Here is a 14,348-nt window from a genome sequence, read left to right on the forward strand (position 1 = left end):
ATACCGGTGATTTAACGCCCCCAGCGTACCGAACATCTGTGCGTGAACGAACACTTGTCGAAGAAATAATAAATGACCCGCTCGTCGTTTATCACTCGTCGCTGAGCAGGCCTTCTTTCCACAGGGGAGCGGCGTCCTCGAAGGGCTTGGCGGCTGTGCCGAAACCCTTGCCGTCGGCAGCCAGCTGCACCCACACCCGGGTATCGTGGCCGCTGCGCGCCGCCGGCTGCACGGCGCGCACCTGGGACAGCCAGGCGTGCACGCGGGCATAGTCGGCGGGATGGCTGCGGCGGGTCCAGGCCAGCGCCACCAGGTCGGCATAGCCCTCCTCGCGGCGCATCTCGCGCATCGCCTTCGACTCCGCCAGCAGCGAAGGATCGGCCGCGGTTTCCTCGCCGACCTCGACGAAGCCGGCCGGCAGCGCATGCCAGGCGCCCTGGGCGTAGCGCCAGCAATGCGCGATCTCGTGCGCCGCCATCGCCTCGATCAGCTCGCCCTGCGCTTCCGGCGCCACGCCGGCCAGCTGCTTCTCGGCATCCGGATTGCCGCGCAGCGACACCACCAGCTTGCAGCGCCCTTCGGCAAAGCCCATCGCCAGCGGCACGTCGTTCGGGCCGGCCTGGGGCTGGACCACGATATCGATCGGCAGCTGGACGCTGCGCGCGTACTCGAGGACGGGATAGGCGGAAGCAATCCAGCGCTGTTCGAGCACGGTGAGGTCGGCCGCATTGGCGCTGCTTGCAGCCTGGGATGCCGCGCACAGGACGGCGGCGAGGAGGAAAGACTTGTACATGAGAGGGATTCCCCACGGGATAGATGACATGCCTATAGGCAATTCTATCGCGCAGGGAAGCCCTCGCCGGATTATTTTTTACTGACTGTTTAAAACGGCAAACTTACCAAAAGTGCACCTTGCTTATTTGCCGCTCAGCTTCGCAGCCGTCGTAAACGCCGGACGAATATCATTCGGCACCGCCTTCATCTTGTCGAGCGCCTTCTGCACGTCGGGGCGGATCACCACGTACTGCTTCATGAACGCCTGGGCGCGGGCATAGTCGCCGGTGGCTTCGATGGTCAGGAATTCACGGTCGAGGTCGGCCACGGCCTGCTTGATCTTGCTGAAGTCCACCGAGAAGGTGCCGTCGCCGTGGGAGACGAAGCCGCCCTTGTCGAGCAGGTAGTTGACCTGGATTGCCATGCCGCGCGCGTGCGAATCGGTCAGGCCGAAGTGCAGGGTACGGAAGCTCGATGCCAGGAAGGTGTTGTACAGCTTGCGTTCGGCGGCGCTGCCCTGCCCCAGCGAGGATTTCAGCTGGCCCTTGTCCATCATGTAGCTCAGCGCCCACAGGCCGGTGATGTCGGCCTTGGCTTCCTCGATGGTCGAATAGGCGTCCTTCAGGTCCTGGCGCGGGGTCGAGGGCTTGCCGTCCCGGGTGGTCGCGTGCGGGCCCAGGCCGTGCATGATCTCGTGCGCCAGGATGTGGGTGAAGAAGGAGTCGAAGTCGAGGTCCTTCTGGTCGCCCGGCCTCAGCACCAGCTTGGTGATCGGCTTGAGGGTGGCGTCGAACTTCGCTTCCTGCACGTTCTTCAGCATCACGCGCTTGGAGCCGCGCTGGCTGATGATGCGCTCGTCGTTCGGCAGGTTGTAGGCGGCGGTCTGCACGCCCATATTGCCGTCGCCGGCGCCGTAGACCTGGTTCACGACCACCATCGGGGCGATCGCGCCGACCTTCGGATTGCGGTACTTCGGATCCAGCGGCAGGTTGTTTTCCAGCTCCTGCATGTGCTTGCCGAAGAAGTTCAGCTTCTCGGTTTCCTTCGCATCGCGCACGTTCACGTAGGCTTCGAAGGCGGCCTTGTAGCCGAACAGTTCGTCGTTATAGGTCTCGTAGGGGCCGATGGTGACGTCGACCGGGGAATCCAGGTCCATCCAGGCGAAGTCGGAAGCCAGGTAGTCGTTCGACAGGAAGGCCTCGGCGCGCAGGTTCAGGAATTTCTTCAGCGAGGCGTTGTCGGTGGCGTTCGCGGCGTCCTTCAGCAGTGTCGACAGCTTCTCGAGCTCGGGACGGTATTCGTCCGAGTACTTCACGATGCTGAACTTGCCGTCCTTGCCGGTGCGGATGACGGTGAAAAACCACTGGGCCTGTTCCTTGTCCTTGGCCGGCAGGCCGTTCATCCACGATTCGAGCGCCTGCCTGGTCGCGCCTTCCGGATAGAAGTTCGCGCCCGCCGGTTTCTCGGCCGGGATCTTGATGCCGGCATACTCGGCCGGCATGAAGGAATGGTTGCCGTCGATGATGGACCACGGTCCCTTGTTCAGCCAGAAGTAGTCGCGGCGCGCCTTGCCCAGCGGCGTCTGGTCCTTCTGCAGCGCGGCCCACAGCGCCTCGTTGCCGGACCAGCGCTGGCGCAGCTGCAGGGTGTCGACGATCTTCGCCGCTTCGATCAGCTTTTCGATGGCGACCAGGTCGCCCTTCGACAGCTTGCCGGTGTCGGCGTTCAGGTCGACCGGGGCGAAGCGTTTCTCCATCGTGGCCAGCTGGGCGACCGTGGCCGGCGCGGGGGCATCGGCAGCCAGGGCCGGGACCGACATCGTGCCGGCCGCCAGCAGGGCGGCGACCAGTGGGCTGAACAAATTCTTCATGGCGTCTCTCGCGTAGTTGTAATGCGGGCGATTGTAATCCAACTATCGCCGCGCTCACCTCTACTGCCGCTACTCCCGCTGCTGGCGCTACTCGATGTCCGGCAGCTTCAGGCGCTTGAGGTGGAAGTCGTACTCGTACAGTTCGCCGTAGCGGCCCCACTCCACTGCGATGTTGAGGGTGCGGCGGGCGCGGTTTTCCTTCATGCCCTCTTCCAGCAGTTCGATGAAGGGTTCTTCGGACAGCGTGCCGCCGGCGCTCTCGGCCAGCGCCGCGCGGATCCGCGCCGCCAGCGGCACGTTCTCCAGTACCTGGCGGCCGAAAATCTCCTGGCGCTCGGCCTGTTCCGCGCCGGCATAGCGGCGGCCCAGGTGGGTCAGCATGATGTCGCCGCTTTCGACCTGGGCCAGGCCCAGCATCGCCAGCGCCTCGAAGGTCGGGAACAGCTCCTCGTCGGACAGCTCGGCTTCCTCGGCCAGGTGCGGCAGGTCGGCGCGGCCGTCGAAAGGCGGCTCGGCCACCAGTTCCAGCACCGCCTCGATGCGGCTGACGTCGGTGTCCGGCAGGCCGAAATCCGGCTGGCGGGCCGGCATGCCGACCGCGACCGCCGGCGCCGGGCGGCGCATCGTCATCAGGCCATACACCTCGTCGATCAGGGCGCGTACGCGCGGGCTGTCGGCTTTGCGCGGACGCGACTGGTCGATCCGGACTTCGCTGACGATGCGGCCCGGATCGCTGGACAGGATGATGATGCGGTCGGCCATCATCACCGCTTCCTCGATGTTGTGGGACACGACCACGATGCCGCGGGTCGGGATCTGCTTGCTCTCCCACAGTTGCAGGATGTCGTCGCGCAGGGTCTCGCCGGTCAGCACGTCGAGGGCGGAAAAGGCTTCGTCCATCAGCAGCACGTCCGGATTCGTGACCAGGGCGCGCGCGATGCCGACGCGCTGGCGCATGCCGCCCGACAGCTCGCGCGGCAGCGCGCCGCCGAAGCCGGCCAGGCCGATCAGCTCGAGCACGGCGTCGGCGCGGCGTTCGCGTTCGGCCGGCGATACGCCCTGCGCTTCCAGGCCCAGCTCGACGTTCTGCTGCACCGTCAGCCACGGGAACAGGGCGAAGGACTGGAACACCATCGCCACGCCCGGCGCCGGGCCGGCGATCGGCTGGCCGCGGTAGCTGGCCTTGCCGCCGTCGGACGGCACCAGGCCGGCCATGATGCGCAGCAGAGTCGATTTGCCGGAGCCGGACTTGCCGAGCAGCGCGACGATTTCTCCCTGGCGCAGCGTGAAGTCGACGCCGTCCAGGATGCGCCGCGGCGCGCCGTCGGCGCCGCTGAAGGATTTGCCCACCGAGGCCAGTTGGATCAGGGTATCTTGAGTCATCTCGTTTCCTTCAATTACGCACGGTTCTCGGCGAGCAGGTACAGCTTGCGCCAGAAGAAGCGGTTCAGCAGCATCACGAAGATGCACATGATGCCGATGCCGAGCGCGATGCGCGGGAAGTCGCCGGCGTCCGTCATCTGCTTGATGTAGCTGCCCAGGCCATCCGCCGCCAGGGTGGTCTTGCCCCAGGTGACGTATTCGGCCACGATGCTGGCGTTCCAGGAGCCGCCGCTGGCCGTGATCGCACCGGTCAGGTAGGCCGGGAACACCGCCGGCAGGTAGACCCGCTTCCACTTCAGCCAGCCGCGCAGGCCCAGGTTGTCGGCCGCCAGCCGCAGTTCGTTCGGGATGGTCGAGGCGCCGGCCACCACGTTGAACAGGATGTACCACTGGGTGCCGAACACCATCAGGGGGCTGAGCCAGATATTCGGATTCAGGTGAAAACGAACCATCAGGAACACCACCAGCGGGAACAGCAGGTTGACCGGGAAGGCCGCCAGGAACTGGGCCACCGCCTGCACGCGCTGCGAGTAGCGCGGGCTCAGGCCGATCCACACCGCCACCGGCACCCAGACCAGCGAGGCCAGCGCAATCAGCAGCATCACGCGCAGCAGGGTCGTCAGGCCCAGCAGGACCACGTGGCCGGCTTCGCTCCAGCCGACCTCGGCGTGCACGTACATGGCCAGCTTGATCGTGGCGGCCAGCACGGCCACCGGCAGCAGCACGTCCCACAGGCGCGGCAGGATGCGCTGCCAGGCCGCCGGTTTCTGCGGGGCCGGCGCCGCGCCGGCGGTGCCGAACCAGCCCAGGGTGATACGCATCGTCGCCCAGAAGCGCTCCGCCAGGCGGCTCACCCACAGGCTGCGGCGGCCCCAGTCGAGCAGCCAGGAACGCTGCGCGGTCTCGCCCTGCGATTCCTCGAAGCGGAACTTGTCGGCCCAGGCCAGCAGCGGGCGGAAGAACAGCTGGTCGTACAACACGATGCCGGCCAGCATGGCCAGGATCGCCCACGCCACGGCTTTACCGTTTTCCTGCTCGATGGCGACGGCGATGAAGGCGCCGATGCCGGGCAGCTTGATGTCCTGGCCGGCCACCGAGATCGCTTCCGCAGCCACCAGGAAGAACCAGCCGCCCGACATCGACATCATCATGTTCCACAGCAGGGCCGGCGTCGCATACGGCAGCTCGAGGCGCCAGAAGCGCTGCCAGCCGGACAGGCGAAACACGCGCGCCGCCTCGTTCAGCTCGTCGGGCACGGTGCGCATCGACTGGTACAGGCTGAACGCCATGTTCCAGGCCTGCGAAGTGAAGATCGCGAAGATGGCCGCGCATTCCACGCCCAGCAGGCTGCCCGGGAACAGCGCGATGAAGGGCGCGATCGCGATTGCCTGGAAGCCCAGGATCGGCACCGACTGCAGGATGTCGAGCAGCGGGATCAAGGCCTTTTCGGCGGCGCGGTACTTGGCGGCGACGGCCGCGAACACGAAGCTGAACACCAGCGAGCAGCCGAGCGCGATGAACATCCGCAGGATGGTGCGCAGCAGGTAGTAAGGCAGCGCCGCGGGATCCAGCGCGATGGGGGTTGCCTGGCCGACCACGAAGGGACGCGCCATCTGCATGGCGCCGTAGGCGCAGGCGGCCAGCACCGCCAGCACCAGCGGCAGCAGGAGCCAATCCCAGCGATTGAAACCGCGTCCGCCGCGGTCGGCCGCCGGCTGGCGGTCATTGAAGAACTCGAACATCCACGTTCCTTGCACGCAGAGTGAAGCCGTCGTTGATATGCGCGCCGGCGGCGGACCGCAGTGCGGCCCGGCCACCGGGGACCGTTTTGCGTGTTGCTGGAATATGAATGCTCCGGTGCGGCCGGAACAGAAAAGATACCATCATCCTGGCAGGATGACGGCAGGAGACGGGAAAGCCTGCGTTATCTTGCCGAGAATGTGCCAGAAATAATCTGGCGACAACTATCGCTCGAACAAGTGCCCATGAATGGACCCAAAAAATGAAAACAGAGCGAGTGTAATTGCCCGCTCAACAGGGCGTCAACCACGATCGTGATTCCCGGCGCAGGGCGCGCCTGGATGTGTTTATTTGCCGACAAGAACTGGTCCGCTGTACTTCATCAGGAGGCCCTTCGGCCCCACCGCCCAGCCGGTGGTCGGGCTGGCGAAACCGACCGTGTTCATCGGTGTCTTGTCCAGCGCGGTCCAGCTCTTCCCGGCGTCGCGCGAGAAGCCGGAGCCGGCCAGGCCGGCGGCGACCAGGCTGCGCGGCGCACCGGGCACCGGCACCACCACCGACATATAGCCGGCCGGCTGCACCTGCACCGGACTCCAGGTGGCGCCGCCATCTTCCGTGCGCGCGCCGTTGATGCCGGCCATGTGCGTCTCCTTGTAATCGCCACCGGCGGCAAAGCCTTCTTTCGGGTTCAGGAAGGCCACCGAGAACACGCCGCGGGCCGCCGCGCCGGCCGGGATCGGCGTCGCCTGCGCGCGCCAGGTCTTGCCGCGGTCGGCGGAATGGAACACGCGCGAGTCGGCCGAACCGCCGGTGGCGATCCACGCATCGTTCGTGCCGGCCACCGTCAGGCAGGTGCCGCTGGCGGCGAAGGCGCCCTCGTTCGGCATCGCCTCCAGTCCCTTCGTCTCGACGAGCTGCCAGGACGCGCCGCCGTCGCCGGTGGTGTAGACCTGGAAGCTGCCCTTGACCGGATCGCCGAACAGGATGCCGTGGTCCTTGTCCCAGAACGCCATCGCATCCCAGAAGCCCTCCGCCATCTGGTTGGTCGTCATCAGGCGCCAGCTGGCGCCGCCGTCGGAGGTAGCGTAGATGCGCGAAGCCGCGCCGGGGCCGGCGCCCATTACCACCGCGGTCCTGGCATCGAAGGCCTGGATGTCGCGAAAGTCGATCTTGTCGGCCTCCGGCACCTGCATCGCCTGCCAGTGTTCGCCGTCGACGGTGCGCAGCACGGTACCCTTGGCGCCGCTGGCCCAGGCAACCTTCGCATCGACGACGGACAGGCCGCGCAGTTCGGCGCTGGTGCCGCTGGGGGTGGCTTGCCAGGACTGGGCGGAGGCGGAGGCGCAGGCGGCGCTGGAGGCCAGCAGTGCGGCGATCAGGAGGGAGCGTGGGTGCATGGAATCCGGCGTCTCGTAATAATGATGAGTGCCGATATTACACCGCCGCACTCGCCGGGGGCGAGGTTTGCGATAATGGCTGCCTTATCCGGAATTTGAAGCGAAAACCATGACTACCCTCACCTACGAAGCCTTCCTCGACGAAGTCACGACCCTGCTCACCGAAATGTACGACATGGAGGACGAGGCGGCCATCAAGCTGGTGATGCAGGCGCAGGACGCCGAATACTTCGTCGTCCACGACGACAAGCCGGAACTGCGCACGCTGGAGCAGGCGAAGAAGGACGCGGTGGCGCTGTACAAGGCGCGCCAGAACCGCGTGGAGACGCAGCAGAAGCAGCAGCGCGCCCAGCACCAGCGCGGCGGCGCCAAGAAGCGCTGAGGCCCGTGCGGCCCGCGCTCAGGTCCAGAGATTGATCAGGTTGCCGTCGCCGTCGCGGAAGGAGCCGATGACGATCATGATGAAGTCGACGAAGGCCCAGATGCCGAGGCCGCCGAAAGTCAGCAGCTGCAGGATGCCGGTGCCGACCTTGCCTACATAGAAGCGGTGCACGCCGAGGAAGCCGATGAAGAAGCACAGGATGGCCGCCGGCAGGATGCGCTTTTGCGAGGCGCTGAGTCCCTGGCCCTGCTGGGGCGCACCGCAGCCCGGGCAGGCTTGGGCGCTGAAGTGCATCTGCGAGCCGCAGGCGCGGCAATAAAACATCTGCGAATTGACGGCGGTGTTCATCGATCGGGTTCCCCATATGGAATTGTTATCGATCGAGCATAGCATGCGGGGCCGGCACGGAAGATCACCAAAAATCACGTCCGTGCGCCCCTCTCCGGCCGGCGTGCGGGCCGGCCGGAGCACCTCTTAATTGCCGGCCCTGGCGATGGTCGCCACCGGCTCGCCCTGCGTCCAGCCGCCGCCCAGCGCACGCGCCACCGACACCGCCGCCAGCAGGCGCTGGGTACGGATCTGGGCCGCGGCGCGGTCCGCCGCCAGCGCGCTGCGCTGGGCGTCGGTGACGTCCAGGTAGGTCGAGACGCCGCGGTCGTAGCGCGCCTGGGCCACCTGCAGCGCCCGCGCGGCGGCCTGCTGGGCCTGGACCTGCACCTCGCCCTGCTGCTGGCGTTCCTGCACGTCGGACAGCGCATCTTCCACTTCGCGCAATGCGCTCAGCAGGCGTGCCTCGTGGTTGGCGACCGCCTCGTCGTACCTGGCCTGGGCCAACTTCAGGTTGGCGCGGTTGCGGCCGGCGTCGAATACCGGCAGCGACAGTGCCAGCGGACCGAAGGAGAACTGGCGCGCGCTGCCCTGGGCCAGGTTGCGCAGGCTTTCCGAGGCATAGCCGTAGTTGCCGGTCAGGGACAGCGCCGGGTAGAAGGCGCCTTCGGCCACGCCGATCTGGGCATTGAAGGCCTTCAGGCCGGCCACGCTCGATGCCAGGTCGGGACGCTGGCCCAGCAGGCTGGCCGGCAGGCCGACCGGGATGCTCGGCGGCTGGGGTAAAAGTTTATCCTGCAACGCGGCGTCCTGGTTGCCAGCCACCAGCGGCTCGCTCGGCGAGGCGCCCACCAGCACCGACAGCGCATGCTCCAGCGTGTTGCGCTGGCGCTGGGCTTCGTGCAGGTCGGCCTCGGCGTTGGCGCGCTCGATGCGGGCGCGCGAGACGTCCAGTTCGTTCGACAGGCCGGCGTTGAAGCGCGCCTCGATCAGTTCCTGGGATTCGCGGCGGGTCGCCAGCGCATTGCGCAGGATCGCCAGCTCGGCGTCCAGGCCGCGCAGCTGCCAGTAAGTCGTCGCCACCTGGCCCGACAGCATCAGCAGCACGCCGTCGCGGTCGTCCTGGGCCGCCAGGGCCTGGGCATCGGCCGCTTCGACCACGCGGCGCACGCGGCCCCACAGGTCCAGCTCCCACGAGAAGCCGAGGCCGGCCGAGTAGTTGTTACCTTCGATCGAGCGGTGGCCCAGCGCCAGGCCCTGCGAAGTCTCGGCCGAGGTGCGCGAGTTCGAGATACCGGCCTGCACGTTCACCGACGGCAGCTGGCCGGCGCGCACCACGCCCAGCTGGGCCTGTGCCTGCACCAGGCGCTGCGCGGCGGCGCGCACGTTCGGGTTGTCGTGCAGCGCGCGCTGCTCGAGGGTGTCCAGGGTCTGGTCGCCGAACACGGTCCACCAGTTGGCCGGCAGGCGCGCGGCGTCCTGCTGCTGGCCGGCCTGCGCGTGGCGGTATGCCGGGCTCGCGATGTCCTGCGGGGCCTTGAAGTCGGGACCGACGGTGCCGCAGGCGGAAAGGAGCGCGGCGACGGCCGCGGCGACGGCGGTGTGGATGACAGGCTTGAACATAGTATTTTTCATTGAGAGTTATCCATCCCGTCGCCCCCGCGAAGGCGGGGACGACATATCAATCATCAGTGGCCGCCGCCCCCGGCCCCACCCGGCGACTTGACCTTGTCCGCAAACCACAGCGGCACGATCGCCGCGATCAGGATCACGCCGACCAGGAAGAAGCCGTCGTTGTAGGCCATCACGTAAGCCTCGCGCCGTACGATGCGGTCGATCGCCGCGATCGCCTGGTTGGCCGCGGTGGCCGGGTCGATGCCGTGCGAGATGAAGCCCTGGGTCAGCTGGTCCAGGCGGGCCTGGGTGGCGGACGCGAACATCGACACCGATTCGCCGATGCGCGCCGAGTGGAAGTGCTCGCGGTTGGTCAGCGAGGTCGCCAGCAGCGCGATGCCCACCGAGCCGCCCAGGTTGCGGGTCATGTTGAACAGGCTCGAGGCCGACGGCATGTCCTTCGGCGCGATGCCGTTCATCGCGAAGTTCGACAGGGTCAGCATCACGAAGGGCTGGCCGATCGCGCGGATGATCTGGGTGACCATCAGCTGGTCGTAGCCGGTGCTGGCGTCCATGTAGGCGTTCATCAGGCAGGAGATGCCGAACAGGCCGAGGCCGAACATGCACATGATGCGGTTGTCGATCTTCTGCGACAGGCGCGCCACGAAGGGCATCACGAACAGCTGCGGCAGGCCCATCCAGGCGATGACCTCGCCGATCTGCATCGGCGAATAGCCGGCGATCTGGCCCAGGTACAGCGGCAGCAGGTAGGACGAGCCGTACAGGCCCATGCCGATCACCGCCGACAGGATGGTCGCCACCATGAAGTTGCGCTGGCCATACAGGCGCAGGTTGACGAAGGGGTCGGCGCGCCAGAAGCCGATCACCACCCAGCCGAGGATGCCGATCAGCGCCATCGCGGCGAAGGTGATGATGAAGCTCGACTCGAACCAGTCCTTCGAATTGCCCTCTTCCAGGAAGATGGTCAGGCTGGCCAGGCCGACCGCCATGAAGGCGATGCCCAGCCAGTCGGCCTTGGCCAGCATCCTGAGGTTCAGCGGCTCCTTGTCCAGGCCCCAGTACATGCCGGCGATCAGCAGCACGCCCGGCACCCAGTTGATGTAGAAGATCGAGGGCCAGCCGTACAGCTCCGTGAGGTAGCCGCCCAGGGTCGGGCCCATGGCCGGGGCCAGGGTCGCGGTCAGGCCGAACATCGCCATGCCGACCGCGCGCTTGGCGGGAGGCAGGCGGGTCATCACCAGGGTCATCGCCATCGGGATCAGGGCGCCGCCGGTGAAGCCCTGCAGCATGCGGAACACGATCATGCTCTGCAGGTTCCAGGCCGCGCCGCACAGGGTCGAGAAGGCCAGGAACAGGGCCGTGGTCAGCATCAGGTAGCGGCGCTGGCCGAAGGCGCGCACGAACAGCGCGGTCATCGGAATCACCACGATCTCGGCGCACAGGTAGGCGGTCGAGATCCACGAGCCCTCCTCCTGCGTGGCCGACAGCGTACCGAGGATGTCGCGCAGCGAGGAGTTGGTGATCTGGATGTCGAGCACCGCCATGAAGGCGCCGAGCAGGCCGGCGGCCACCGCGATCCAGGTGCGGGCGTCGACGCGCGTGCCGTTGGCCGGCATGCTCATCGTCTGGGTGGAACTCGTCATGACGATCCTTTACTGGGCCGACGCGGTGCGGGCCGGCTGCTGCGCGCCTTGTGCCGGTTTCTGGCGCAGGTCGATCTCGACCACGGTCGACATGCCCGGCACCAGGCGGCCGGCGTACTTCTTCAGGTCTTCCGGCTTGAAGGTGATCTTGACCGGCACGCGCTGGACGATCTTGGTGAAGTTACCGGTCGCGTTATCGGCCGGCAGCAGCGCGAACTGGTTGCCCGAAGCCGGCGAGAAGCTGTCCACGCGGCCGACCAGTTCCTTGTCCTTCAGGGCGTCGACTTCGATCCTGACTTCCTGGCCCGGCACCAGGCCCGGCAGCTGGGTTTCCTTGAAGTTGGCGGTCACCCAGACGTCGTCCTGGACGATCGCGGCCAGCTGCTGGCCCGGCTGGATGCGGGCGCCGACTTCGACGCTGCGCTTGCCGATGCGGCCGCTCACCGGCGCCACGATCTGGTTGTAGCCGAGCTGCTGCCGGGCGTCCTTGAGCTGGGCCTGCAGCACCTTGACCTGGGCCTTCAGCACGTCGCGCGCCGAGCCGGCGGCGGCGATCTGGGCCTTGGCTGCATTGGCGTTGTCGCGGCGCGCGTTGACGTCGGCGGTGGCGCCGGCGCGGGCCGCGGTGGCGGCGTCGACTTCAGCCTTGGAGACTGCCTTCATATTGGTGTTGTACAGCTGGCCGTAACGCTCGGCGTCCTGTTTGGCGCGCACCAGGTTGGCCTGGGCCTGCACCACCTGGGCGCCGGCGGCCGAGGCCTGGGCTTTCGCCTGCTCGACGGCGGCGTCGGCCTGCACGATCTGCTGCTGCACGCTGGCGATCTGGGCCTGGATCTGCTCGACCTTCACGCCCTGGTCGGCCGGATCCAGCTCGGCCAGCACGTCGCCGGCCTTGACGATCTGGTTGTCGTCGAACAGGACCTTGGTGACGACACCAGGAATGCGCGCCGAGACCGGATGCACGTGGCCGGTGATGTAGGCGTTTTCGGTTTCGACGAAGTTGCTGCTGCGGTACCACATGCGGCCACCGGCGGCGAGCGCGGCCAGGGCGATCACGCCGACCACCATCAGCACGCGCTTCGGCGGTCCCTTGCTGCCGTTGGCGGCGGCCGGCGCTGCAGGCGGAACGGCGGCGGTCGGTTTCTGCTGGACCGTGGTTTGCGAATCTGCCATGAATACGACTCCGAAGAAAAAATGAAATGGGTTCATCGCATTATTCGACAAAGAATCGGCGAAGTCAAGAAATGAAACGGTTGCATTTCATTTTTTTCCGGGTTAGAGTGTCGGTATGGACAAACCCGTAAACGACTGCAAGGCCGCCGGCCGGCCCAAGGCCGCCGAGGTCGAAGCACGCACGCAGGAGCTGCTGCAGATTGCCGGCGGCCTCTTCCTCAAGAACGGCTATACCAAGACCAGCCTGGAATCGATCGCCCGCGCCGCCCACGTGGCGGTGCGCACCATCTACGTCAAATTCGGCGGCAAGGCCGGCCTGCTGCATGCGGTGCTGGCGGACAAGCGCGACCGTTTCTTCCGCAACCAGCCGATGCAGACGGACACCCGTCCGCTGAAGGAAGTCGTGGACGATTTCGCGCGCCAGATGTATGGACTGCTCACCTCGCAGGAAGCGGTGGACATGCAGCGCATCGTGATGGCGGAGGCACCCACCAATCCCGAACTGGCGGAAGCCTTCTGGAACGGCGGTCCGCGCCAGACCCGCGAGATGCTGGGCCGTTTCTTCGCCCGCCCCGACATCCGCGCCCAGCTGCGTCCCGACATCGACCTCGACCTGCTGCCCGGCCACTTGATGGGCTGCATCGCCGGCGACCAGCTGTGCCGCTTCGTGTTCCCGCCGGAAAAGCAGCCGCTGGACCAGGCGCTCCGCGCACTCGACCGCCGCCTCGACCTGTTCTACCGCGCCGTGCTGGCCAGGCCCTGAGCCGGCGCCGGGCGGCCGGGTCAATGTGCGGCATCGCACGGACCACCTCGACCCGCTTCGGGCATCCTGAACGTCTGAAGAAGGAGGATGTCATGAACACGAAAAATTCAAAGACGGCAGTTCGCCGCAAGGGGGTAGCATGAGCAAGGCGTCCCGTTACGAATGGCGAGACCAGCAGGCCGCGGTGCAGGAGCGCATGAAGGGCTTCCTCGCGAATCCGGGCAAGGAACAACTCGAGGCCGTCGTGGCCGAGATGCGTGCCTACGCTGACGCAGCCCAGTCGGGCCACATCGAGATTCCGCAACACTGGACCAGTTACAACTGACCTGAAACACGCTACCGACATGCCGTCCAGTTCGCTGGGCGGCATTTTTTTTGGCTGAGTTCGCGTTAATTCGGTCACTGCGCCAGTTAGCTGAGCTGGACGGCGGCTTGCAGCAGATGCCGCGGCGTCGTCAGCTTGCGCGCATCCAGCATGCGCTGCCAGCCTGAATAATTGATCAGGTAACGGCTCGCCACGCCGCGGAACCGCGCCAGCCAGCGCTTGAACCGGCTATGCCAGCCGTTCACGTTTTGCACGTGGATCGCGCCGCGTGCGCGCTCTCCCGCCTGCACGTTCACCCACGCGTGCGTGATCCCTGATCGCGCGGCAAAGCGCCGATACGCGAGCGCACCGTCGCTGACCAGCAACACGTCGGCAGCGAGCACCGGCCGAAGACAATGATYCARTTGGGCGGCGGTAACCTGGCCACGGCCGGTATGGAAATCGAGTGTCTGGCCGCTGCGGTCGCGGGCGACGAGCAGGCAGTCGTGCTCCTGGTTGATRCCGCGCCGCGCCGCMACGCCGCCGCGCTGTCTCGGCCGGCGCGTGAGCGTGCGCGAMCCYTTCTGCGATTCGAGGCGATAGGTTTCATCGGCTTCGACGATGGCGGTGAGATATCTCGGCCGGTCCCGCATGGCGCCGGRCACGAAGCGGTGGCGCCAGCGGAAGCTGGTCGTGCGATCCACGCCGACGACCAGCGCGGCGTCGCGGACCGTGCGCGACTCGAGCAGGCATTGCAGGTAAGACAGCCAGCATGCCTTCTTGCGCAGGCGCGCGAGCGGCGTGCCCGTCAACGCGTTATGGCTGCGCCGGCAGCCGAGGCAGCGAAAACGCTGCAGGCCGCTCGCCTGGCCGCAGCGGTGTTTGCGGGGACAGCCACAATGCGGACACGGCCGTCCGGCTGCGGCTTGTTCGATCAGRGCGATGCAGGCGCCAGGG

Annotated in this window: 13 protein-coding genes; 3 read left to right on the forward strand and 10 right to left on the reverse strand. The window is 66.8% G+C overall.

Features of this window, described 5'->3' with window-relative positions; all coding sequences use genetic code 11:
* Window positions 1-91: 91 nt before the first annotated feature.
* From AC1DOQ_RS19150 to AC1DOQ_RS19170, 5 genes are all read right to left on the reverse strand, one after another.
* Complete coding sequence (locus tag AC1DOQ_RS19150; protein WP_477367766.1) at window positions 92-793, reverse strand: hypothetical protein; 702 nt, start codon at window positions 791-793, stop codon at window positions 92-94.
* A 123-nt stretch (window positions 794-916) separates the two neighbouring features.
* A complete protein-coding gene (locus AC1DOQ_RS19155) occupies window positions 917-2,644 on the reverse strand; it encodes a dipeptidyl-peptidase 3 family protein (RefSeq protein WP_477367769.1) in 1,728 nt (575 codons plus the stop codon).
* Between the two features lie 87 nt (window positions 2,645-2,731).
* Window positions 2,732-4,027, reverse strand: coding sequence for an ABC transporter ATP-binding protein (locus tag AC1DOQ_RS19160; protein WP_477367772.1), 1,296 nt, complete (start codon window positions 4,025-4,027; stop codon window positions 2,732-2,734).
* 14 nt (window positions 4,028-4,041) lie between these two features.
* Complete coding sequence (locus AC1DOQ_RS19165) at window positions 4,042-5,769, reverse strand: ABC transporter permease (RefSeq protein WP_477367775.1); 1,728 nt, start codon at window positions 5,767-5,769, stop codon at window positions 4,042-4,044.
* A 345-nt stretch (window positions 5,770-6,114) separates the two neighbouring features.
* The gene (locus tag AC1DOQ_RS19170) at window positions 6,115-7,164 is read right to left on the reverse strand and encodes a WD40/YVTN/BNR-like repeat-containing protein (protein WP_477367778.1); all 1,050 of its coding nucleotides are present in this window, start codon (window positions 7,162-7,164) and stop codon (window positions 6,115-6,117) included.
* Between the two features lie 109 nt (window positions 7,165-7,273).
* On the opposite strand from AC1DOQ_RS19170, the gene AC1DOQ_RS19175 reads away from it, so the two are divergent.
* Complete coding sequence (locus tag AC1DOQ_RS19175) at window positions 7,274-7,546, forward strand: hypothetical protein (RefSeq protein WP_477367782.1); 273 nt, start codon at window positions 7,274-7,276, stop codon at window positions 7,544-7,546.
* Window positions 7,547-7,564: 18 nt separating this feature from the next.
* On the opposite strand, the gene AC1DOQ_RS19180 is transcribed toward AC1DOQ_RS19175, so the two are convergent.
* The 4 genes from AC1DOQ_RS19180 to AC1DOQ_RS19195 all read right to left on the reverse strand — a co-directional run bounded on the left by AC1DOQ_RS19180 (window position 7,565) and on the right by AC1DOQ_RS19195 (window position 12,324).
* Window positions 7,565-7,894 (reverse strand): TM2 domain-containing protein, encoded by a 330-nt coding sequence (locus AC1DOQ_RS19180; RefSeq protein WP_477367785.1) that lies wholly within the window; start codon window positions 7,892-7,894, stop codon window positions 7,565-7,567.
* 126 nt (window positions 7,895-8,020) lie between these two features.
* Complete coding sequence (locus AC1DOQ_RS19185; protein ID WP_477367788.1) at window positions 8,021-9,508, reverse strand: efflux transporter outer membrane subunit; 1,488 nt, start codon at window positions 9,506-9,508, stop codon at window positions 8,021-8,023.
* A gap of 53 nt (window positions 9,509-9,561) precedes the next feature.
* Window positions 9,562-11,151, reverse strand: a complete 1,590-nt coding sequence (locus tag AC1DOQ_RS19190; RefSeq protein ID WP_477367791.1) for a DHA2 family efflux MFS transporter permease subunit — start codon at window positions 11,149-11,151, stop codon at window positions 9,562-9,564.
* Between the two features lie 9 nt (window positions 11,152-11,160).
* Window positions 11,161-12,324 carry an HlyD family secretion protein gene (locus tag AC1DOQ_RS19195; protein ID WP_477367793.1) on the reverse strand — a complete coding sequence of 388 codons (1,164 nt, stop codon included), beginning with the start codon at window positions 12,322-12,324 and terminating at the stop codon, window positions 11,161-11,163.
* Between the two features lie 115 nt (window positions 12,325-12,439).
* Between AC1DOQ_RS19195 and AC1DOQ_RS19200 the strand changes: the two genes are divergently transcribed.
* Both AC1DOQ_RS19200 and AC1DOQ_RS19205 read left to right on the forward strand, forming a co-directional pair.
* On the forward strand, window positions 12,440-13,087 hold the full coding sequence (locus AC1DOQ_RS19200) for a TetR/AcrR family transcriptional regulator (RefSeq protein WP_477367796.1): 648 nt from the start codon (window positions 12,440-12,442) through the stop codon (window positions 13,085-13,087).
* Between the two features lie 139 nt (window positions 13,088-13,226).
* Window positions 13,227-13,412 carry a hypothetical protein gene (locus AC1DOQ_RS19205; protein ID WP_442124614.1) on the forward strand — a complete coding sequence of 62 codons (186 nt, stop codon included), beginning with the start codon at window positions 13,227-13,229 and terminating at the stop codon, window positions 13,410-13,412.
* Between the two features lie 86 nt (window positions 13,413-13,498).
* On the opposite strand, the gene AC1DOQ_RS19210 is transcribed toward AC1DOQ_RS19205, so the two are convergent.
* Window positions 13,499-14,348: IS1595 family transposase (locus AC1DOQ_RS19210; protein WP_477367799.1), on the reverse strand; the 850-nt coding region annotated here is incomplete at its 5' end.

The organism is Massilia sp. 01N417, assembly GCF_056399645.1.